At 44.6% G+C, this 22,143-nt stretch carries 23 protein-coding genes and 1 riboswitch; of the genes, 5 read left to right on the top strand and 18 right to left on the bottom strand.

The annotated features are described in order from the left end of the window. The first annotated feature begins 425 nt into the window (after positions 1-425). A complete protein-coding gene (locus FZD51_RS23535; protein ID WP_148976950.1) occupies positions 426-1,052 on the top strand; it encodes an FMN-dependent NADH-azoreductase in 627 nt (208 codons plus the stop codon). Positions 1,053-1,100: 48 nt separating this feature from the next. Here FZD51_RS23535 and FZD51_RS23530 read toward each other — a convergent pair whose 3' ends face one another. The 9 genes from FZD51_RS23530 to ltaS all read right to left on the bottom strand — a co-directional run bounded on the left by FZD51_RS23530 (position 1,101) and on the right by ltaS (position 9,168). After that, positions 1,101-1,736, bottom strand: coding sequence for an FMN-dependent NADH-azoreductase (locus tag FZD51_RS23530; protein WP_148976949.1), 636 nt, complete (start codon positions 1,734-1,736; stop codon positions 1,101-1,103). Between the two features lie 86 nt (positions 1,737-1,822). Further along, a complete protein-coding gene (locus FZD51_RS23525; RefSeq protein ID WP_148976948.1) occupies positions 1,823-2,197 on the bottom strand; it encodes a permease in 375 nt (124 codons plus the stop codon). 4 nt (positions 2,198-2,201) lie between these two features. Then, the gene (locus FZD51_RS23520) at positions 2,202-2,417 is read right to left on the bottom strand and encodes a helix-turn-helix transcriptional regulator (RefSeq protein ID WP_101547618.1); all 216 of its coding nucleotides are present in this window, start codon (positions 2,415-2,417) and stop codon (positions 2,202-2,204) included. 577 nt (positions 2,418-2,994) lie between these two features. Then, positions 2,995-4,179: an alanyl-tRNA editing protein gene (locus FZD51_RS23515; RefSeq protein ID WP_148976947.1), complete on the bottom strand. Its 1,185-nt coding sequence runs from the start codon at positions 4,177-4,179 to the stop codon at positions 2,995-2,997. A 33-nt stretch (positions 4,180-4,212) separates the two neighbouring features. Further along, positions 4,213-4,935 carry a nucleotidyltransferase domain-containing protein gene (locus FZD51_RS23510; RefSeq protein WP_148976946.1) on the bottom strand — a complete coding sequence of 241 codons (723 nt, stop codon included), beginning with the start codon at positions 4,933-4,935 and terminating at the stop codon, positions 4,213-4,215. Between the two features lie 23 nt (positions 4,936-4,958). Continuing rightward, entirely contained in the window at positions 4,959-5,330 is a 372-nt protein-coding gene (locus FZD51_RS23505) for a VOC family protein (RefSeq protein WP_148976945.1), read from the bottom strand. 90 nt (positions 5,331-5,420) lie between these two features. Continuing rightward, the gene (locus FZD51_RS23500) at positions 5,421-6,380 is read right to left on the bottom strand and encodes an RNA polymerase sigma factor (RefSeq protein WP_148976944.1); all 960 of its coding nucleotides are present in this window, start codon (positions 6,378-6,380) and stop codon (positions 5,421-5,423) included. Positions 6,381-6,830: 450 nt separating this feature from the next. Then, positions 6,831-7,064 (bottom strand): group-specific protein, encoded by a 234-nt coding sequence (locus tag FZD51_RS23495; RefSeq protein WP_148976943.1) that lies wholly within the window; start codon positions 7,062-7,064, stop codon positions 6,831-6,833. 133 nt (positions 7,065-7,197) lie between these two features. After that, positions 7,198-9,168 (bottom strand): lipoteichoic acid synthase, encoded by a 1,971-nt coding sequence (gene ltaS / locus FZD51_RS23490; protein WP_148976942.1) that lies wholly within the window; start codon positions 9,166-9,168, stop codon positions 7,198-7,200. Between the two features lie 371 nt (positions 9,169-9,539). Between ltaS and FZD51_RS23485 the strand changes: the two genes are divergently transcribed. After that, entirely contained in the window at positions 9,540-10,154 is a 615-nt protein-coding gene (locus FZD51_RS23485; RefSeq protein ID WP_148976941.1) for a YczE/YyaS/YitT family protein, read from the top strand. A gap of 846 nt (positions 10,155-11,000) precedes the next feature. On the opposite strand, the gene FZD51_RS23480 is transcribed toward FZD51_RS23485, so the two are convergent. The 4 genes from FZD51_RS23480 to FZD51_RS23465 all read right to left on the bottom strand — a co-directional run bounded on the left by FZD51_RS23480 (position 11,001) and on the right by FZD51_RS23465 (position 16,160). Next, on the bottom strand, positions 11,001-11,966 hold the full coding sequence (locus FZD51_RS23480) for an ATP-grasp domain-containing protein (RefSeq protein WP_148976940.1): 966 nt from the start codon (positions 11,964-11,966) through the stop codon (positions 11,001-11,003). Between the two features lie 14 nt (positions 11,967-11,980). Further along, entirely contained in the window at positions 11,981-13,027 is a 1,047-nt protein-coding gene (locus tag FZD51_RS23475) for an LLM class flavin-dependent oxidoreductase (RefSeq protein WP_148976939.1), read from the bottom strand. A gap of 81 nt (positions 13,028-13,108) precedes the next feature. Further along, a riboswitch (SAM riboswitch) is annotated at positions 13,109-13,215 on the bottom strand. A gap of 103 nt (positions 13,216-13,318) precedes the next feature. Next, entirely contained in the window at positions 13,319-15,610 is a 2,292-nt protein-coding gene (locus FZD51_RS23470) for a helicase C-terminal domain-containing protein (RefSeq protein ID WP_148976938.1), read from the bottom strand. A 103-nt stretch (positions 15,611-15,713) separates the two neighbouring features. Beyond that, positions 15,714-16,160: a C40 family peptidase gene (locus FZD51_RS23465; RefSeq protein WP_148976937.1), complete on the bottom strand. Its 447-nt coding sequence runs from the start codon at positions 16,158-16,160 to the stop codon at positions 15,714-15,716. A gap of 215 nt (positions 16,161-16,375) precedes the next feature. Here FZD51_RS23465 and FZD51_RS23460 point away from each other — a divergent pair, with 215 nt between their 5' ends. Further along, positions 16,376-16,567 (top strand): hypothetical protein, encoded by a 192-nt coding sequence (locus FZD51_RS23460; protein ID WP_148976936.1) that lies wholly within the window; start codon positions 16,376-16,378, stop codon positions 16,565-16,567. Positions 16,568-16,615: 48 nt separating this feature from the next. On the opposite strand, the gene FZD51_RS23455 is transcribed toward FZD51_RS23460, so the two are convergent. Further along, positions 16,616-17,650 carry a mechanosensitive ion channel family protein gene (locus tag FZD51_RS23455; protein WP_148976935.1) on the bottom strand — a complete coding sequence of 345 codons (1,035 nt, stop codon included), beginning with the start codon at positions 17,648-17,650 and terminating at the stop codon, positions 16,616-16,618. Between the two features lie 165 nt (positions 17,651-17,815). On the opposite strand from FZD51_RS23455, the gene FZD51_RS23450 reads away from it, so the two are divergent. Further along, positions 17,816-18,901: an AI-2E family transporter gene (locus FZD51_RS23450; protein ID WP_148976934.1), complete on the top strand. Its 1,086-nt coding sequence runs from the start codon at positions 17,816-17,818 to the stop codon at positions 18,899-18,901. A gap of 128 nt (positions 18,902-19,029) precedes the next feature. Here the strand turns inward: FZD51_RS23450 and FZD51_RS23445 are convergent, their stop codons facing one another. Together FZD51_RS23445 and FZD51_RS23440 are read right to left on the bottom strand one after the other, a co-directional pair. After that, a complete protein-coding gene (locus FZD51_RS23445; protein WP_187445877.1) occupies positions 19,030-19,494 on the bottom strand; it encodes a PAS domain S-box protein in 465 nt (154 codons plus the stop codon). A gap of 25 nt (positions 19,495-19,519) precedes the next feature. Next, complete coding sequence (locus FZD51_RS23440) at positions 19,520-19,822, bottom strand: PAS domain S-box protein (RefSeq protein ID WP_148976932.1); 303 nt, start codon at positions 19,820-19,822, stop codon at positions 19,520-19,522. Between the two features lie 156 nt (positions 19,823-19,978). On the opposite strand from FZD51_RS23440, the gene FZD51_RS23435 reads away from it, so the two are divergent. Then, positions 19,979-21,028 (top strand): M42 family metallopeptidase, encoded by a 1,050-nt coding sequence (locus FZD51_RS23435; protein WP_148976931.1) that lies wholly within the window; start codon positions 19,979-19,981, stop codon positions 21,026-21,028. Between the two features lie 35 nt (positions 21,029-21,063). Here the strand turns inward: FZD51_RS23435 and FZD51_RS23430 are convergent, their stop codons facing one another. Together FZD51_RS23430 and FZD51_RS23425 are read right to left on the bottom strand one after the other, a co-directional pair. Further along, a complete protein-coding gene (locus tag FZD51_RS23430; RefSeq protein WP_262381079.1) occupies positions 21,064-21,573 on the bottom strand; it encodes a M15 family metallopeptidase in 510 nt (169 codons plus the stop codon). A gap of 336 nt (positions 21,574-21,909) precedes the next feature. Next, positions 21,910-22,143, bottom strand: a 234-nt coding sequence (locus tag FZD51_RS23425; RefSeq protein WP_148976930.1) for a transposase, incomplete at its 5' end; no start/stop codon positions are given.

The raw sequence follows: 22,143 nt of genomic DNA, 5'->3' as shown, positions 1-22,143 counted from the left end.
TATTCGCCTTTCGAAGCCGGACTGCCTCTTACCTCCTGCAGGTTTGTCCCCGGCACTGAAAGGGAATAGGAATGGAAACAAACTCAGGAGGTATCCCGCTATGAAAAAATTGGTGAAAAACATCATCAAATGTGCTCCAATAGCCTATCCGATCGTGAAAAAAATGTGGGGGAAGAGGAAAGCGCGCCAGTTAAAAGCCTCGTCATAGATGTGAGTAACGGAAGGAGGCCGGGCCGGGAGACCGGCAGCTTCTTTTTCATTGACAGCTTCAGGAATGGAAGCGGACTTTAATGTTATTTGTATAAGCAGATGCTTTGACCCTTCCAGCCTGACTAGCTATAATAGCCAATATCCGCTTATTATCTTGAATTAAAAGTATTTAACCTGCGGAAAACTTCTTAGTAACTAACGGAGGAATTATTGTTATGTCAAACGTATTATTCATCAAAGCAAACTCACGTCCTGCCGATCAGGCAGTCAGCGTGCAAATGTACGATGCTTTCCTTAGCAGCTATAAGGAGAACCATCCGGAAGATACAATCACTGAGCTGGATTTGTTCGAAGAAAATCTTCCTTATTATGATAATCTTCATATTACAGCAATGTACAAGCAGGGCCAGGGCATGGAGCTGAATGCAGAAGAAGAAGCTGCTGCAGCCCGCGTCACAAAGTATTTGAACCAATTCCTTGAGGCGGATAAAGCTGTGTTCGCATTCCCGCTCTGGAACTTTACGGTCCCAGCTGTCCTTCACACATACTTTGACTACCTGGCACAAGCCGGCAAAACATTCAAATACACTGAAAACGGCGCTGTAGGTCTTCTTACTGATAAAAAAGTCGCTCTCTTGAATGCCAGGGGCGGAGTTTATTCAGAAGGCCCTGCTGCAGAGGTCGAAATGTCTGAGAAGTATGTAAGTACACTTCTGGCTTTCTTCGGAGTCCAGGACGTCACTTCCATCGTGACTGAGGGGCACAACCAGTTCCCTGATAAAGCGGAAGAAATCATTTTTGAAGGCATCAAGCAGGCTGCTGATACAGCTGCAAAATTCTAAATACAAGAAGAGATTTCTGCCGGGCAGAAATCTCTTCTTTTTTCATGCTTAAAAGGTTTTGGCTTTCTCTTTCGCCTTTGCCACGCCTTCTTCTTTAATTTGCTGGGCGCGGTCCGGGAATTGGTTGTGGCCTTCAATAAAAATGCCTTCAAAAGAAGGAATCCCAAAGAATTGCATAATGATCCCGATATAGCGGTGCCCCATTTCCATTTCTGCGGCCGGACCTTCGGAATAGATTCCGCCTCGCGCCTGGATATGAAGGGCCTTTTTATCAGGAAGAAGACCTACCGGCCCTTGTTCTGTATATTTAAATGTCTTCCCTGCTGTACAAACAGAATCAAGATATGCCTTCATCACTGGAGGAAAGGAAAAGTTCCACAAAGGAGTAACAAAAACATATTTATCTGCAGATACAAATTGCTCAGTCAGTTCAGAAAGCCTGTTCACTTTTTCTTTTTCTTCCTGAGACAAGTCATCAAAAGAGCTGCCCGTGCGAAGCTTGCCCCATCCGCTGAATACATCTGCATCAATCTGGGGAATATGCTCTTTATACAGATCAAGCCATATGACTTCATCCCCCGGATTGGATTCACGGTAAGATTCAATAAATGCCGTTCCGGCAGCCATGCTGAATGATTGTGTTTCATCATGGGGATGTGCAGTGATATATAATAAAGTCGCCATAGAATACCCGCCTTTTTATTGAGATTTACCTTTTTAGCTTTCTCAAAATGGCAGGTTTTCAGTTCTGTTAAATTTCCCCATCGCTGTCAAATCCTTTTAGAAACGAACACCATGGACAAAAATACCGTACTGATTGTCAGGCCGGATAAAATCTGCAGCAGTTCAAGCGCAGAAATATCAATAATCCCAAGACCAAGCAGCAGAAAAAAGATGAAAAAATAAACAATGAGAGCAAAATAAGCGTAAAAGAGGCCTTTCTGGCGGATCAACTTCATTCTTTCGTCCTTTTGCTTAAACTGTGGATAAAGGTATCCCATTGAAAAGCTCATAACTGTCATCGAAAGAAGTGTCCATGTCTGCGGCAGGATGCTTTCCCCTGCCGCTATGCCGATGACGGCCATAAAGAGGGTCATGAATAAAAATAAGCCCCCGCATATATTGAAAGTCATTCTTGACTCCATCCGTTCATTCTCCTTTCTTATTTGTTTCTTCTTCGTAGATAAAAATATGTTCAATCGTTGTATCAAAGGTCTTCGCGATTTGAAATGCAAGCGGAAGAGAAGGTGAATATTTTCCTTTTTCAATGCTGATGATCGTCTGCCTTGACACACCCAGCCTGGCCGCAAGCCGGTCCTGCGAAAAACCATGCTTCTTTCTCAGCTCTGCCAAATTATTTTTCATGAACGTCCTCCTTGGTTTTACTATATTGTAAAGGGAGCTTTACGTCAAGGTAACTTTACATTAAAAATGATTTTAAGAAACCTGTGATGGGTTTGATTTTTGAGTAAGGTTAATTATATGAAGGGCTGGAATCACTATTCCTGCCTACCTAGCGGGCCGAAACTTCTAAAAAGGCACAATCTCCATAAAAGGCTGCCTCCTCATCTAAAATAGGCTTTTTTAAAAAGAGAGGCCGGGGACTTTTTCATCATTTTGGGGTTTTTTCTACCGAATAGCATCTTTTTCTACCGATTGGCGCATTAATTTCATTAAATCAGCTTGCTTTTTAACCAATTCACGTTTTTTCTACCAACTCCCTCCGAACGGACCTCTTAGCGCGCTGAACCCTCTCAAATCAGGTACGACGTCCCGTGAAAATAGTGGCACTGGGCAAGGATCCCTGCAGCCACCATTTCCGGAATCACAAAAAAGAGGTGCGTATCTCAGTATACAAACCAAGCATTCCAGAAACCGGCATTAGCCCTCCGGCTCCATAAATAAAGACCCTGCTTATCACAGGGCCTTTTTTAAGAAGAGATTATAGATTATCCCCCATCAGCTCAAGAAGCCTTTCCCCGCTCATTTCAGTTTCTCCGCCTCCCTGGGCAAAATGCTTGTTTCCCCCGCCTCTGCCATGAATGGCAGGAAGAATGGACTGAATGATTTTTTTCATATCTGCCTCCGTTTTTGTTCCGCTTGCACATACGGCCTGCAGCTGACGGCCGTTTTCCGCTGCAAACAAGACAATCGCCTGTTCATTTTGAATGGCAATAGACTTGGCCAGCTTCTGAAGCTCCTTAACATTTCTATCGCGAAAAACTTTCCGGATGATGGGTGATCCATCAAGGATGCTGCTGGCATATTCCTTTCCTTCCTGCTCAAGCAGCTGATTCTTCATTTCCTCCAGTTCTTTTTCCATCTGTTTCTGCGTATCGAGCAGCTTGATGATGGCATCGGGTATTTCCCCCTCTGGCGAACTGACCAGCTGGCTTGTCCGATTCACAATTACATTTTTAGTGTGCAGCTGCTTCAGCACCCTGCCGCCGCAGACAAATTCTACCCTGGTCTGCTTCTTCTGCCGGCTCCAGCCAAGAATCTTTATAGCCTGGACTTCCCCGGAAGCTCTTGGATGGGTCCCGCCGCAGCCGTTATAGTCAAAATTAGGAATGATAACAAGGCGGATATTCTCTTTTACCTTAGGCTCTTTTCTTAATGGGTAGCCTGCAAGCTCAGCCTCGCTGACCCATTTGGTTTCAATCGGAAGATTATCGGTAATAATCTCATTCGCTTTACTTTCTGCCCTTTCTGCTTCTTCCTCACTCAGGTTCTCTGTATCAAGGTCGATGGTCAAAGTCTCTTTTCCAAGGTGAAAGCTGACAGTCCTGTACCCGAACAGTTCATCAAAGGCAGCAGATAAAATATGCTGCCCTGCATGCTGCTGCATATGATCGAATCTTCTCTGCCAGTTAAGCCTTCCCTCGACTTCCTCTGTTTCTGGAAGCTTTTCTTCAAGATAATGCCTGATTTCGCCCTCTTCTTCTTCAACATCAGTTACAGCGATACCATGAATCGTCCCTGTATCAAAGGGCTGGCCTCCACCGGTCGGATAAAAAACGGTCCGATCCAAAACTGCATACCATTTACCGTCTGAGTTCTGGTCCTGGCGGATGACCGAAGCTGTAAATTCTTTTATGTAAGGATCCTGATAATATAACTTTTCCATCTGGGTTTTCATTCCTTTTCAATTTTCTTATAATTATTTCCCACTTAGCGAAAAACCGTCAAAGCATTTGCCGCCAAATGGCTTCATGATGTCATCCACAAGCTCAATGACGGGTTGTTTTTCCCCATATTGATAAAAGCTGTCAAAGCATTCCGCAAACCTGTCTGCCAGAGCTTGATCATAATAGGCTATTTCCCTGTAAATCCATTTTGACTGGCCAATCCATTGTTTATTGGTCCTTAGAAGAAATTCATGCGCCAGCTCAGCCAGTTTGCCAGCGACAAAAAGAGATTCATGCCTTTTAGTGCTGCCAATGAAATCATCCAGAGCATCAGTCAGGAAATAGCGCTTAAACGTCAGCTCAGAATCTGTCCACAGAGCAGGGCCCGCAGCCATCAAGAGGGCAGCTTCCTTCCTTATCCCGCCAAGAAAATCCTCACCTTTAAGCACCAACCCTTCCGCCACCATCCGTGGAAGCGTCGGCCTGGCCCTTTCTGCATCCTTCTGGAAATATACCCTGCACGAATCTATGGTATGTATAAAAAGCTCTACCGGCCATCCTTTATAATAGAAGGATTCTCTTCTGACGGAACCAGCTTTGTCATTTATTACGATAATATCCAGATCAGAGGTCGCGGTTCCTTCTCCCCTTACAACACTTCCTCCAAGGATGGCCCCTCTGCAGTCCGGGAATCTTTCATAGATAAGCATTTGTGCAGTTTCAACCGCAGGCAGCCTTTCTTTTATCTCTGTCATTTCTTCTGTCTCCCCATCCCTTTTTATCCTGTACAAATCATAATGATATGGCCGTCAGGATCTTTTACGTTGAAAAAGCTGAAATCGTCAAAGTGGGTTATCTCTGGTTCAACGGCAAAACCTTCGTTCTCCATCCAATTGTACGCCACATGAATGTCCCCGGTATGCAGATTGAATAATGGATAAGAGCCAGCCTGCGGTCTTTTTCCTCCACCGCTAGGTCCCGCATCCAGGGTAAGACCGGTTGCCCCATTCATTTTCATATTGTATACCGGGTTCTCAACCGGCTCTGTGACTTTCTGGCCCAAAAGCTTACAGTACCACTCTGCGGACTTTTTCAAATCTGCCACATGTACAAAAACCGTATTCATCATATTGCCTATAGGTGTTTTCATCTTTTCATCTCTCCCTGTCTTGTAATAGAACCTGAACAACAGCTCTTCAAGATCTATAACGGGAAAAAGACGCCAAATTAAACGCGGGATTTAAAAAATATGATAAAAATATTCTGCACCCAGTTTCACATCCAGCTCTTTTGCAGCTGCATTCATCAGATCCCAGGAAAAGCAATAGTATTTCCAATACACTATTTTATCATTTTCCAGTTCCATAAAGTGAATGTTCTGCAGCAGCTTTTCACCGGATTTAAGAGCAAACTCCAAAATGACCTGCCTGCCCCAGAGCATCGCGACGGCAGCTTCGACTCCTTGCTGCCTGGAAACCACCTCTGCCCAGTCCTTGAGCGAATTTCCTTCTGTTTCTCTTTTTCCGAATTCCACTCCAGCATGGGTAATATCCGTGAGAAGATTTTCGTCAAGGAGAGAAGCAATCATGTCCGGGTCTTTTCTACGGAAGCCTTCAAGCAGGGTGCTGATCGTCTTGTCATGTGTGATAGGCGAAGCAGGCCCTTTCATTACTCTCCGATTCTGCTGCCTTTCAGAGACCTTTAACAGATCTCTTGCTCTCTGGACATTTGCGTAGACAGCTCCAGGCGAAAGACTGATGAGGACTGCAGTCTCTTTGGCTGTAAAAAGAAAAACGTCTGTAAGCAGTAGGCAGACAAATTGCTTAGGACTCAGCTGGCGGGCCAGATAATCTAGGGCTGGGAGAATCTCAAGCTCCTTCTCGCTGTCGCTTTCCAGAATTTCTACAGGGTATGAATCTCTATAGGCAATCCGATTTTTTCTTTGCTGATCGATCCATGTATTAGTGGCGATTTTGAATAAGTAGGATTTTACATTCAGCTCCTGAAAGACCTTTGAGAGCATAGCCAGTGATTTCAGCAGTGTATCCTGGACGAGGTCTTCTGCATCCCATGGAGAGCCTGTCAACCGGTAGCAATATTTCCATAGTAAAGTGCGATAAGGTTCTATCTCCTGCTTGAATCTTTTTTCCAGGTTTTTGATTTCCGTGCTTATTGTATGTAAACCTTGATTATCTTCCATGGAGACTCCTTTGTTAAAATGAAAAAATTCGTTTTTTTTGCTTCTCACCTAACAACTTCGACGATTTTCGTCATTTTCCTTTAAAAGACAGCAAAAAAGAGCCAGTGGCTCTTCTTGATAATCAGAAAATTATAAGTTTGTTTTATAATTTGTTTTGCTTTTAAATGGGGCTGGTGTTTTCCGTTCCAGGCACTTCGCTTTCCGCGGGGCGGAGCCTAAGCCTCCTCGCGCTGCGCGCTGTGGGGTCTCAACTCTTCCGCTATTTCCCGCTGGAGTCTACATGCCTTCCACTACAAACACCAGGGCATATTTAATTATATGGCGATTTTGCAACTAGAAGAAGCTCGCTATTTTTAAATATAGATGACCACTCAAGTCACTGTTTCTTCATACTATCAAAAAATAAAAGCAGCATTCTTTACTTCCATTCAGCAGCTTTCTAATCCGCTGTTAGACATTATTAACAACCAAATAAAGCCTTCGCTCCCGTTCTTCCTTCTCGTCTTCTGAAGCGAGATCGTATTTCTTTAACAGGTGAAATACGTCGTTCAGGATATCCTGTGTGTGTTCTTTTTGCAGGAATTCCTCCATCAGCGGCTGGAGCTGGCTGGGGAGGTGTTCCTTTTGCTGTTCATATTTATTTTTAACATCTTCTGCTGAATGGTTCAGTTGGCATTCGCTCATTATTATCTCTCCTTCCTGCTCTAAAAAGTCTTTGACTATTTAAATAGCTTCCCTATTTTCAGTGGATTTACACCTGCCAGGAAGTATTCTTACATGGAAAAAGCAGAAGCCACGGCTTCTGCTTTTTGGTGTTTTATTTTTGAAGCCCTGTCATTGGGTTCGCTTCCTCGGCAGGCTCTTCTTTTATATATTTGTAATCTTTGCGGTTGATCGGTTCAAAGCCTTCCGGTTTATGGAATCTCAGCAGATCTTTGTACACGATATTGTCAGACATCAGCAGTTCTTTTTTAGCCTTTTCTGACAGCCTTACACAAGCACTGCCTTCCTCAAGCTCTTCACCGGTTTCCGTCGAGTAGCATTTTTCATCAACAGAAGTGTATTCAGGGCTGATGAAGTCGCCGTTGCGGAAAGGAATAACTTCCCGGTGGGTTTCAGACAATAAATCTGAACCGATTTGCATATAGTCTTTTGTGCTGACGCCAAGAAGATGCATCAGGGTCGGCATTACATCCACCGCGCCGCCGTATGTGTCCATCTCGCCGCCTTTTACACCAGGTACGTGGATGAACAGAGGGACCCTCTGCAGCTGGGCATATTCAAAAGAATCGATTTCCTTGCCAAGAATCTGCTCCATCGCAGGGTTGTGATTTTCTGAAATGCCATAATGGTCACCATACATGACGATAACGGTGTTATCATACAGGCCGGACGCTTTAAGGTCGTTAAAGAACTGCTCCAGTGCCTGGTCCATATAATTGGCAGAAGTGAAGTAATGGTTAACAACGCTGTCTTCTGTTTCTGCCGGCTGGAATTCTGTGTCCCCTTCATCCATTTTGAATGGGAAGTGGTTGGACAGAGTGATGAACTTTGTATAAAACGGCTGCTTCAGGCTTTCCAGCATCGGCATGGATTCTGCAAAGAAAGGCTTATCCTTCAGCCCGTAGTTCTTTGTGTTCTCATCTGTCATGTTGTAATATTCGGCATCAAAGAAACGGTCATAGCCGAAGGATTTGTAAATTTCATTCCGGTTCCAGAACGTTTTATAATTTCCGTGAAAAGAAGCTGACGTATAGCCGCGCGTCTTCAGTATCGCTGGTGCTGCCTGGTAGGTGTTTTGGGCCTTGTTGACAAAAACAGCCCCCTGGGACATCGGATACAGGGAATTTTCCATCATGAACTCGGCATCGGAAGTTTTCCCTTGCCCTGTCTGGTGGAAATAGTTCTTGAAGTAAAAAGTCTGTCCATTATGAGCCAGGGAATTCAGGAACGGCGTTACTTCCTGGCCGTCCAGCTTATAGTCGATCAGGAATGTCTGGAAAGATTCCATTGAAACATAGATCACATTCATGCCTTTTGCTTTACCGAAATAATCGGGATTCGGTTCCGCATAATTGGCTTTCACATAGTTTTCAACCTCTGTGATATCACTGCTGTCTGCCATAGCGCGCTGACTGGCAGATCTGGCATTTTGAATGATGTCATAAACCGTGAAATTGTAGGCGCCCAGATACTTGACCAGATAATTGCGGTCAAATGAGCGTGTCAGGAGTTCAGGACGGTCTTTTTCAGCAAGCCCAAGATTAATGAAGAATGTGATGACAGCAGCAGCGATCACCAGGCTTGCCGTCATTCTCTTCCGTGTATGCTTCGCCGGTCTATACCATTTGACTGCAGCCAGTACAACCAAAAGGATTGTGTCGGCAAAATACAGGATATCAAATGGTGACATCAGCGAAAGTGCACTGTCTCCAAGCTGTCCGGCATTTGTTTTTGTCTGCATAAGGACAGGGACTGTAATAAAGTCATTGAAGAAACGATAGTACACCACATTGGCGTACAGCAGGAAAGACAGCAGAAACTGAATAGCAATCAATACGCCTGACTGTATCTTTCCTTTAAAAAATAGCGCGATCCCCAGGAAAAGAAGGGATGAGCTCAGCGGGTTCAGGAAAAGCAGAAATTCCTGCATGCTGTTGTCGATTCCTAAATTGAATTCAATCTGGTAGGCAGCATATGTTTTCAGCCACAGCAGTACTACTGCCAGGAAAAAAACAGCCATGCTGTTTTTAAATAGCTCCTTAGGCGATTTTAAGATCGATTTCATCCTTTTTACACCTCTTAGTTTGTAAAGTTATTGCAAGAGCACAAATTCCTATTTCATGCTTCCTGCCAAAACTAGAAAAACTTAGCAGCCGCTAAGTTCGGAAAAACGTTATACTCCAAACCCGCGGGCTCAGATCCTAGTTTTTGTAAAAGATTCGTTAATTAATAGTGAACGAATGTTAAATACTATACCATATTTTAACCCACTTGAAAACATTCATCAAATTTGAAGCAAAGTTTTTGTTGGGAAAAAATTAATCTTTTCATAAGGCAAATGGTGATGATACAATGTATCTTCCGCGTGAATCCGCTTTCTCTCATGCGGCTAAAACAGGAAAACAAGGTGTAACAGCCTGATAAAGGAGAACAATTATGAAGGAAAGAATCTTATTTTTTGCAGCAGGGCTGCTTGTCCTCACGTTAGGTGTGGCGCTCATTATCAAATCAGCCCTCGGCGCCTCTGCATGGGATGCACTGGCAGTCGGCGAGTCTAATCTTTTCGGGCTGACCGTGGGGACTTGTGTTTTCATAAATGGTATCGCTCTGATCATCATCAACTCTATATTATTGAAGAAAAAGCCGGAAATCCTGGCGGCAGGAACCATTCTGGTCATTGGTGCTTTGATTGATTTCTGGCTGCTGGCAGTATTCAAGGACTTTTCTCCAAGCTTGCTGCTCACCCAGTCCTGCACTTTGCTCTCAGGCATTCTGACGATGGGTCTGGGAATCGCCGTCTACCTTCAGGCAAAATTCCCGCCAAGCCCGATGGATACCTTGATGGTCGCCGTGCACACCAGGTTTGGCCTTTCTTTAAGGACTTCCCGTATTGCCAGTGAAGGATTCGCCCTTATTCTGGCGTTTCTTTTCCAGGGAGCGATCGGTCCCGGCACAATCCTGGTCACACTGACACTCGGCCTTGTGGTGCAGTATTTCCATCCTAAGCTGGAATTATTGATGGCTAATGGGTTCAAGAAAGCCGTTGTATAAAATATTTCGGGTTTTGTTTTGAAGTATAAAGTGCGAGCGGGCAGTGCTTTTCGCAGACTCTTTAGCAGTGAATTTAGCACACAAAAAGCTCGGAGCTATATGCTCTGAGCTTTTTTTTAGAGATAGCATGGTGTTGAAGATAAGCAACCGTATGTTCAATTAACGATTTTGCTGTGAGGCAGGAATGCAGCTGAAAGAGCTATTTTTCCCCACCCACCCTAAACATAAAAGAGCCGACCTTCCAGGGACATGACGAGGTTCAGCGCGGATTGACAAATAAGCGGAGAAATGAGACTGTCGATTAATTAAAATGTGAAACTTTCACTTGACCACACTGAAGCTCAACTGCTATTTTAATGCACTAGAGAGTCAAGATCGTTTATAAAAATCCCCTTTGAGACGCATTTAAATCGATTTTAAGACTGTTAAGGCTAAATAAGGGGTCAAGATACTCTGGGCAATGCTAAATTGAGCAATGAAACCTAACGAAATTTTAAATTTTATCGGTCTAAAATATGGGGGCATTTTTTAAAAGTAGTTAATCGACAGTCTCGAAATTCCCACTAATTTGAAAAGAGCTCTAAAAACAGCTTAAATAGAGGGAGAAATTCCGGCTATCGACCCGAAAAAAAGGAAAATAGACCATTTTGCTTCGCTTAACCGGAAAATCTCCGCTTATTAAGACCCAATCGAGGCATATTAGCAATTTAACGGGAAAATCTTCGCTTATTTATTTCTTGCTGGCAACCCAATCGATTCCTTCACCATCCTGCTCCATTCATCCGGAATTGAAGTCACACTATTAAAAAAGGCCGCTCCCAAATGAGCGGCCTTCTTCTATTATTATTACACTCTGCTGTATTCCCTAACCTTAGCCTGTTCTTTTTCAAGCTGGGCACCGAGAAATTTGGCGGCTTCAAGCATGCCGAATTTTCCTGCTTTTGCCTCTGCGTCAGAATTATAGTTTGTGTTTGTGTTGACATCATAGGTATAAATATCCCCATTGGCATTTTTAATGAATTCAATGCCGGCGATTTGGATGCCGTTATTCTTGAGGAAGGTTTCGTATTGTTCGACGATCGGGTCGTTGAAGCCTTCAATGATCTTAAACTTTGGCTTCTCTTCCACCTCTTCACCAACCGGGCAGAACAGATCGCCGATTTGGCAGGCATCGGCCGGGCAAAGCTCAAAGCCTTCAGATGTATCAACCTGCACGGCATAAACGAATTTTCCGCCGACGAATTCACATCTGGTAATATATGATTCCGGTGATTCAATATATTCCTGGATCAGTGTGATGCCATCGACAGGCTCTTCAAAATTCGGCCCTTCGACATATTCCCTTAATGCGTCCAGCGAATGGAACAGCTGCACACCAAGCCCTTTGCCTGCGCGGTTATGCTTCGTGATGAACGGTGCGCTGTCGAGCTTTACAGCTGCTTCAAGAATTTGATTTTTTCCGACAGCTGCTATTGTTTTCGGAGTGGCGATTCCGGCAGCATTCAGCGCTGTATATTGATTGACTTTGCTGACCTCCAGCCTTAAAGCGCGGCTTCCGTTGAAAACGGTGCGGCCATGCTGTTCCAGCCACGAAAGGACGGACTCAGTCAGTTCAGGAGCAAATCGGTTCCCCCTTGTATGGGAAGATGCGCTCATCCTGCTGTAGAAAATCCCCTCCGGAGGTGCAGTGGTCAGGTCTACAATCCCTTCATTCAAAAACCATTCCTCATAAGGAAGACCCAGCTCCTCCAGCCTTTTTGTCAAATGGGCAGTCCATTCGCTGTTTTCGTGTATGATGTGTATTTTGCTCATATGTTCTCCCTCTTTTACTTTAAGATTTTCCTTTTGGCTTCAACCAGCGGCATGACTTTTTCCGAAAATCTCTGCATTTCCTCCAGCTGCGGCGAGAACTGAAGCAAGAGCAGATCGACGCCGGCTTCTTCATAAGCAAGGATCTGTTCAGCAATCTGTTCAGGGGTTCCGATCAGATTTGGCCTGAGGCCGCGGTTGGAAACGGAATAATCGTACAGCTTTACCTGCTGCTCAAGCTGCGATTTGCCGACAAAATCTTTGTAGCCTGCATAGCCGCTTGATTCCTTAACATTAGTGATGCGGGCAAGCTCTTCCTTCGCCTCTTCTTCTGTGTCGCGGCAGACAATGTAGGCTGCCATGCCAAAAGACTTAAATGGCTCATTTCCGCTTGCCTGCCTGCGTGCTCTCATGTCATCGATTTTAGATTTTACTTCTTCAACTGTTCCGCCGTGCATCACATAGGCATCGCAGTGGTTTACAATCGCTTCCTTGCCGCGCGGGCTTTCTCCGCCTGCATAAAGGATCGGATTCGGCCTTTGCACCGGCTTAGGGGATAAATGGGCGTTTTTAATAGAATAATAGCTGCCGTCAAAATTAAAAGTCTCTTCTTCCCATAAACCTTTCATGACCTTTACGAACTCTTCTGTCCGGTCATAGCGCTCATCATGTTCAGTAAAGATGCCGGCATACTGGCGCGCCTCTTCCTCCCACCATGCCGAAACAACATTCAGTGTAAAACGGCCATTGCTGATATGGTCGATATTGCTCGCCATCTTTGCCGTCACGGCAGGATTGTGGAAGCCGGGGCGGACAGCCGTCATAATTTCTATTTTCTCAGTAACCGCAGCAAGGGCGGCCGCTGTTGACCATGCTTCAAGCGAATCCTGCTCCGGGCCTTTTATATCATTCAAGTAAAGTTCTGCTATTAATGTGGTATCATATCCCCACTTCTCTGCTGCCTGGATGACTTCTTTTGCATAACTGAAAGTCGGGGGCATATTCTCATCTTCTACATTGCGCAGCCAGCCGCCAAAGATCGGCAGCCAAAATCCGTATTTCATCTGTCTCTTCTCCTCTCACTTGCACCTTGTTGTCAGCAATAAAAAAAACTTCCCCGATAAGAAGAAGTTTGGTATGCCTCTATCTTATCTGCCAAAGCATTGCGCTTTGCTGGATTTAGCACCATTCTGACTAAGTCAGCGGCTGCCGGGTATCACAGGGCCAGTCCCTCCACCACTCTCGATAAGAAATATTCAATTGATTTCATAGTAATCCTACAACAAAGGTCGGCTTTCTGTCAACTGACTAGTCTAACTATTTTTAAAAATGTTTTTTTTGCCTCCAAGCCTTTTTTAGCGTGTAAGCCTTTTTAGCGGAAACCATTCTGCAGGGAGCAGTTGTTCATATCTTTTTTGAAGGAAGCGGTCATCAATCAGCAGGATGGTTCCTGTGTCTTCCTCTGAACGGATGAGGCGTCCGCCAGCCTGGGCTGCTTTGTTGGCTCCCGGAAAAGTATACGCATAATCATAGCCGTTTTTTCCTTCAGCCTGAAAATAATCTTTGATCAGATTACGCTCAAGGCTCAGCTGTGGAAGCCCCACACCAACAATAATGACACCGCCGAGCCGGGTTCCCTTCAAGTTGATCCCTTCTGAGAATATTCCTCCCAGCACAGCGAACCCTAGAAGGCTTTCTTCAGGTTCCTCCTTAAAAGAAGACAAAAATTCTTCTCTTTCTCCCTCTGCCATCCCCTGTTCCTGGACCATCATCCTGATGTCACTGGATTCTTTCATTCTTTCATGGATTTCCCTCATATATTGGTAAGATGGAAAAAAGATTAAGTAATTCCCCGGCCGTTCAGCTGCCAGCTTTTCTACCGATCGGATCAAAGATTCACCTGTCGCGCTTCTGTCCTTATATCTAGTGGAAAGCGGCAAAGCAAGGACTTCTGCATTTTCTTTCGGGAACGGAGAAGGCAGTGACAGGGAATAATGATCCTCATTCCAGCCCAGCATGGTCTTAAAGTAATCGAATGGCTGGAAGGTAGCCGAAAAAAAGAGTTTGCTGCGGAACCCCTTGCCCATTTTCTGGACAAGATAGGATGGATCTAAACAAAACAGCTTGAGTACAACATCCTTCCCTGCCTTTTCTGTATAAATGACAAATCGCTCATCTGCCAGCCTAGATATCCTCAGGAAAGCCTGTACAGAAAAATAGGTATCAAGCAGCAGTTCCTGGCCCTCATCTCCCCTGCCGCTGATCAGCTCCTTTTCTGCGAAAAGAGCAAAGTCCTCAAGATGCTCGAGCAAATCTTCCGGCAGCTCTTCATGAATCCTATAGCTTTCCTCCTTCAATTCTTTATTGAAAGAGATAAATACATCGTTCATCCTTTTAGCTGCAGCATTAAGCTGCGGGGCCGTGTTTTTATAAGCCCTTTTCAGCTGCAGGAAATTCTGCTTCCCCAGATCCGCCGAAAACATATCCCTCGCCCGGTCCACCAGATTATGCGCCTCATCGATCAGAAGGGCTGTCTTTTTCTTGCCTTCTGTATGAAGCCTTTTCAGGGACACACGGGGATCAAAGATATAATTGTAATCGCATATGATAGAGTCTGCTGCATAGGCAAGCTCCAGGGAAAATTCAAACGGGCAGACTGTGTGCTTCATGGCATATTTTTCAATAACAGTCCGGTCAACTGCTGTTTCATGGGAGAAAATATCGAGTACCGCATCATTGAGGCGGTCATAAAACCCGTCAGCGAAGGGACAATGTTCTTTCTGGCAGACCGCCTGCTCCTGAAAGCATATTTTGTCCTTGGCCGTTATTGTCACCGTGTGCATATGGAGGCCTTTTTGCTGCATCAATGAAAAAGCTTCTTCGGCCGCCTGCCTTGTGATTGTTTTGGCTGTAAGATAGACCATCCTTGACAGCAGCCCCTCTCCCATGGCTTTGATGGCGGGAAAAGCTGTTGAAATGGTCTTTCCAGTCCCGGTCGGCGCCTGCGCAAACAAGTCCTTTTCGTCCAGAATCGATTTGTACACAGCTTTTGCAAGGTTTCGCTGGCCCTTCCTGTATTCCTGAAAGGGAAAAGGGAGGGCTTTAATGCTGGTGTCCCTTTTTTCCCTATGATGGAGCATGAGCCGTGCATAAGGATAAAAGTCAGCAATCAGCCCCTTCACATAATCTTCGAGGAAGGATAAAGTCTCCACCTTCCTGAAGCGCTTTTCTTCTTCGGTGTGAATCTGCAAATAGGTAAGCTGAACGGTAATTTTCTTGAGCCCGCGCTCTTTTGCAAGCATAAAGGCATAGCATCTTGCCTGAGCCCAATGCACAGGATGGGTATCTTCATCAAAAGCTGACAAATCCTTTGCCGTCGACTTGATTTCATCTATGACCAGTTCCCCATCCTCCTGAATAATCCCGTCACATCGGCCCTCGAGCAGAAACTCAATCTCCTCATGCTGAACAGCTTCCTTCAAGAAAACCTCATGTTCATCTTCTTCCTTATAAGTACCCTGAATTTTCTTATGTGCTTTCGTTCCTTCAGCCATCGAAGAAGCTGCTGCAAACCCGGACTCAATGCTTCCGGAACGATATACATATTCCGCCAGGCTTCTGGCAGAAATTCTCCAGCTTTTAGTCATCACAAGGTCTCCTTGCCATCTATGATACAACCATTATAGCACATACGTTCCCGGATTCAGGCAAACAAAAAGGGCCGGATTGCCCCGCCCATGGTTATCATAATTAAATTCGTTTAGCTCCATAATAGGCTTTGCTCCAATAAGGATTGGACATAGAATCAATTTTTACGCCCTTGGAGCTAGATGCATGGATGAATTTGTTGCCTCCAAGGTAAAGGCCGACATGTGATGGGCCTTTTTTATAGGTGCTGAAAAAAACGACGTCCCCTTTTTTCAGGCTTTTCTTTTGTACGGCTTGTCCCGTTTTATAAAGCTGCCCGGTAGTCCTGGGAATCTTTTTCCCGGCTTTGCTGTAGGTGAATCCGACAAGGCCGGAACAGTCGAAGCCCTTAGGCGAAGTGCCTCCCCATTTATAAGGAACTCCTATATATTTTTGGGCTGTGGCAGCCGCAGAAGAACCATAGGAAGCCGCTTCTGTATTTTCTCCCCCAAACAATCCGGCAAAAAGCAGGCTAGTGCAAAGAAAAACGCATGTGATCAGCTTCTTCATGTTGTCCCCCAAGTAATTTTCTCTCTCTGTTTTTGTGATGAACTTAGTTTCTCACATGCTTCCTGAAAAATATTTTACATTATGATGTTTGTTATGTAACAAAAAGATTACAAATATTGACGTTTTTCGACCAATAAAACAATAGTAAGCGATAACACGATACCCAATCCTCTATTTCACCAGATACATATACTGTAAAAAAGGAGGTGTTCTTAGTGCAGCAGCTTCCCCTTCTATATCTTGCCTGCATCCTTGCAGGGTTTGCACTGATCAAAACTGCCGGACTGGCTTTTGTGACAGGGGGCTTTGCCGCATTTATTACCGCTGTTGGTGTATCAGCCATGATAATATTTGCAGCTGCCCTGCTTTTCCTCGGCTTGAAGGCTTTATTCGGGCGCAAGCATTAGTTTCAGTTTACTTGCCAAAAACAGAGGCCAGGTGTCCTGGCCTCTGTTTTACATACCTGCCTCTCCCTCTACAGCAGGAAAGCTGGCAAGGCTGATATCATGTTCATAAAAGATGCCGGCTATAGCATGCCGCAGGCGGCTTTCATATTTTTGCTTAGTATCGAAATTTTTGACCGGGACCTCGATTAAAAACAGCATCGTATTATACTTGAAATCAACAAGCCTTATTTCAGCAAGGTCGACTTTTAAATAGGATGAAAAATGATCAGCTTCCTGAAGGACCGCCTCTTTCAGCAAGTTTTCAATCCTGCCTGTATCTTCTCCGAATTTGATACTCACCTCCACAGAAGCAAGCATTTCCGATCCAGTCCGGTTTTTAATGATCTGTTCAATAAAATGCTGGTTTGGAACGATCAGCGTTCCCTCTTTCGCCGTTCTTACTATCGTGGAACGAAGCCGTATGCTTTCTATGGTTCCGATTTTATTATTGATCTCAATCAGTTCCCCTACTTCCACAGGCCGTTCAAACAGGATGATGATGCCTGAAATGAAGTTGCCGGCGATATTCCTCATCCCGAAGCCGATTCCGATCCCGAGCACCCCGAGAGCCGCTCCTGCCGCAGTAAGGTCAAGACCGACCGTTGTCAGGCTGACGGCAACCGCCGCTATCATGACCGCATAATAGATGAAGCGGTTGAATGTATATCTCAGCCCCCTGTCGACATGATAATGTTCATAGACAGAAGACAGAATCTGCAGCGTAAAAACCCTGACAAACTTATTCGCCAGAGAAACAATGAGGAAGGCAGTGAATATCAGCCGCAGTGAAACTTTAACGTCCCCTGCCTGATAGAGCGTATAATTCAGCCAGTCCTGCGTTGAAAAAAAGTTCAGAAACAGAATCAGGGAAGCGTAAAAGGCCGCCCAATTGATGACCGAGAGTATTCCTTCTTTTGCTTCCGGCTGGGCCCATCGCCTTCTTGCAGCAAAAAATTGCAGGATGAATTTTAGAAGCCAAATAGCTGCAAGCCAGGAGAAAAACTGAATATATTCCTCTCTTGATAGTTCTTTAAAAAAGTCCATTGCCTTTCACCTTTACTTCTTTTATTTCTCTTTGTATTCCTTATAGGGCCGCTTTCTAAACAGGGATATTTTTTTAAGGCCGATTAAAGAAAGGTTTCGGTCCCGGCGGCAAGGGAAAAAAGGAAGGATACTATCAATTGAATTTAGGGATTCCAGGGGGATTATATGTGGATTAAAAAGCCGTTTTTTATGTATATAACAGGAGCCATACTTGTGCTGGTTGTTATTTTTCTATTGGGTAAGATCGATTGGTTCATCTGGCCATTCCGGAAGCTTGTGGCGACCATTTTCTTCCCGATCCTGATTTCGGGCCTTCTTTATTATATTCTCAGGCCAGTCATCCGCTGGCTAAGCAACTATATGCCGAAGACCGCTTCCATCTTTGTTGTGTTCGCCACGCTGATTGGGATCGGAACTGGTATCTTTTATTTCGGCGGAAGCCTGATAGCAGAACAGATCACCCAAATATCAGACTCTTTCCCTGACAAAATGGAGGATCTTACATCCGAGACAAAGGAAATGGTGGATGAGAATGACTTTGGCTTCCTTTCCTATGAGGAGATCGAGCAGAAGGTCCTTTCCTATTCGCAATCATTCATTAATACAGTCGGCAGCAACCTTACCGGGATCATTTCAGCCATAACCAGCATCGCAACCGTCCTGGTAGTTGTTCCCTTCATTCTTTTCTATTTTTCTAAAGATGATGAAAAGCTCCGGCCGAAACTGCTTAAAATGATACCGGATGAGCATAAAATAGAAGGCAACCGGATTTTGCTGGACATCGACAAAACCCTATCAACTTATATTATCGGCCAGTTTATCATAGCTTTTGCCGATGGTGTCCTGATGTATATCGGTTATCTGATCATCGGCCTGGATTATGCTTTAGTGCTGGCTTTGTTCGCCACGTTCCTGACGGTCGTCCCTTTTCTGGGACCGCTTCTTGGCATCATTCCTGCCATTTTTGTCGGTTTGATGCAGGAACCTTTCATGGTGATCAAAATCCTGATTGTCCTTGTTGCGGTCCAGCAGCTGGAAGGAAACCTCATAACACCGCAGGTAATGGGAAAAAGACTGAACATCCATCCGCTGACAGTCATCCTTGTCCTGCTGGTGGCAGGTTCCCTTTATGGCTTCATCGGCATTCTGGTGGCCATTCCATTCTATTCTGTTGTTAAGGTGATTGTAAGGGATTTCTGGAAGTTCTACCGGCTCCGCCATTTAGCAACCTCAATCGGAAACAAAGAATAAGTGGTACAGATAAGAACCGCCCGGAAGGCATCCGGGCGGTTCTTGTTCTTTTAAGACAGCTCTTTAAATGCCCTGGGCCGGAAAATACACTCTTACTGTAGTCCCTCTGCCCTCCTCGCTTTCGACTTTCACCCAACAGCCAGCTTTTCTGACCTTCTCAGCAGTTCATTGGTCTCAATCCTTTGCTGGATATCCCGGGAAACGGATAAAATCTGAGCCCCGCTTTCAAATGTATATTCATCTATTCCTTTCACATGGGATTCCATCCAGATGTAGCTCCCATCCTTCTTTTTTACACGATGAGTGATCAATAACGGCTCGCCGATTTTCAGCATAAGCTGATATCTTCTGCGGACTTCTTCGATATCATCCGGATGAATGAGCTTGAAGGCATTCAGCTCCAGCATCTCATCAGGCTCGTACCCCAGGATCCGGTTCACTGATGGTGAAGCATATAAATACGTAGCGTCATATCTGTGCAGAATAATCAAATCAGAGATATTGTCTGCCAAAAGCCGGTAGTTCTGCTCGCTTTCTTCTCTTTTACTTTCCATTCGCTTTTGTTCGATAATATCTATGATCTGGCCGAACATATATTGATCCTCATCACTTTCTCCCTTAACAAGGGAAAGATTGAGCTGGCCTGTTTTCTGTGAGCCATCCTTGCAAATGTACCGCTTTTCCAAGCTCATATTCTGTCCGTTTTCCGTCCAGGATTTCATTGAGCAGATCTAAATCTTTTTTATAATCATCCGGGTGGCTTACATCCTCAATTGTAAGGCATGCCCACTCTTCCATTGAATAGCCGAGAAATCTGCAGAATGCCTCATTTACAATCACTTGGTCTATATGGCCGATCACCACGGTCTGCGGGATCCTGGATTGATAAAACAGCTGCATAAACATGTTGGAATTCTTCATATTGCCTCCGATAAACCTTAAAACGTTACTCCCATCTTACTAAATATTGACCTTTTCATTCAATCATAATCTGGAAACTCTGAATATCATAAGATTTAACAAAAGTTTTTTTCCTAGTATAATGGATAGGAATCCAATCATATTAGGAGTGATCATTTGACTAACAGCAATGTAAAACAAACGGCAGACCTGATAAGGGAACTTGTTTCCATACCCAGTCCATCCGGGAATACCAGCGAAGTAATTTCCTATGTCCAGAATTATCTTGAACAGCTCGGCGTACATACATACCAAAACAGAAAAGGCGGCCTGATTGCCACACTTCCAGGAAAAGATGAAAAGCAGCACCGGATGCTTACTGCTCATGTTGACACATTAGGGGCGATTGTAAAGGAAATTAAACCGAATGGCAGGCTTAAAATCGATTTGATCGGCGGATTTACATACAACTCGATTGAAGGCGAATACTGCGAGATAGAAACGGCAGAAGGAAAAAAATATACCGGCACGATCCTCATGAAGCAAACCTCTGTGCATGTGTATAAGGATGCAGCAAAAGCTGAAAGAAACCAGCTGAACATGGAAGTGCGCATAGACGAAAAAGTCCACAGCAAAGAGGATGTGCTTGCCCTTGGCATTGAGGTGGGAGATTTTGTATCTTTTGATCCGCGTGTCCAGGAAACAGAATCCGGCTATATCAAATCGCGCCACCTGGATGATAAAGCCAGCGTAGCGATCCTGCTTCAGCTGATCAGGACATTGAAAGAAGAAAATATCGAGCTGCCTTATACTACCCACTTCCTGATTTCTAACAACGAAGAAATCGGATATGGCGGAAACTCCAATATCACACCGGAGACTGTTGAATACCTGGCTGTCGATATGGGCGCGATGGGTGAAGGCCAGTCTACAGATGAATATACCGTGTCCATCTGTGTGAAAGACGCAAGCGGTCCGTATCACTATGGATTGAGGAAGAATCTCGTTAAGATAGCAAAGGACAATCATATCGATTACAAGCTTGATATCTACCCTTATTACGGATCAGATGCTTCTGCTGCCATCCGGTCCGGGCATGATATCATTCACGGATTGATCGGGCCGGGGATCGACTCCTCCCATGCCTATGAGAGGACCCACATGGAATCCCTGGACAACACAGCAAGACTGCTTTTCCATTATGTACAATCTAAGCTTGTCAACTAATGCAAAAGAGGATGCGTTTCGGCGCATCCTCCTTTTTATTCCTCCTCAGGTGGCCTCTTCCCTCTCTGAAGCTCCCATATGCTAAGACCGAAATCATATTGCAGATGAGGGTAATCTTTGAAGCTGCGCCAATCTCCTCCCCATTCAAATCCGAGACCCTTTGCGATCTCGACGACCTCATCCCAGTCAGCACGGGAATTGCCGTTGCCATCATAATTCATATCCCATATGACTGCTCCGTTTATGGAAAGAAGGGCAAAGTCTATGGCGAGGCCGAAATTATGGTATGACTCCCCGCCTTTGGCATTTGTCACGATTTCGCCTTCAGCGGTCCGGCCTTTAGCATATAATTCATCCTGCTCTTCAATGCTGCGGAAATCCTGTGTAATGACAATATTGATCCCTTTTTCCGCCGCCAGGCTGATCAGTTCATCCTTTTTGGCACTGACCACCGGATGAAGCTGGACCGGCAGGGGCGCATCTTGATCAAAGCCATTATCCATATCAATATGAAAATCAATTTCCGGAAGCTGTTCTGCTCTCATAAGAAAAAGCAGATAAATCATCCCGGCAATCAATATAAAAATCCAGAAGCCTGATCTTTTAACCGGCACTTTGTCAGTCCTTTCTATATATAAGGCTGTGCTGTCGAATATAGCCTATACAAATAGATATAAAAAAAGATGCGGGGCATTATCTAAAAATCTGCCTTACATCTTGTATCTTATTATACTAGGAAATTGTTTATTCAGTCTAGAATAAGCTGCTATGGGTGCAGACTGTAATATCCAACGTTATATGAAGAATCTTTTCCAGCTGGATTTTTATAAAAAAAGAGGTTCTACGTCAAATGTTGGGGTGAGGTCCAAAGGGCTTCACCCTTATCCAATATGCACACCCAACTTTTTATACTTATGAGTTAATAAGATTTTGGCCCGAAAACGCTTAAAGCTTCTAAAGCCAAATGCGTTTCGTTTCATGACTTTCGTTAAGTTATTGAGGCCTTCTAAAAAACCATTCGAATAGTTATAGCTAAAGCTATTTAGTATTTCGATTTGCCAGTTTTTTATGGTCTTGGCAGCTTTCATGAACTCAGGAATGCCCGCCTGGGCAAC

It is taken from the genome of Bacillus infantis, from assembly GCF_008180445.1.
In the GTDB taxonomy this organism is placed as follows: Bacteria; Bacillota; Bacilli; order Bacillales; family Cytobacillaceae; genus Bacillus_AB; species Bacillus_AB infantis_B.
The sequence above is the reverse complement of the archived record's forward strand: the minus strand, read 5'-3'. Positions and strand labels throughout refer to the sequence as shown.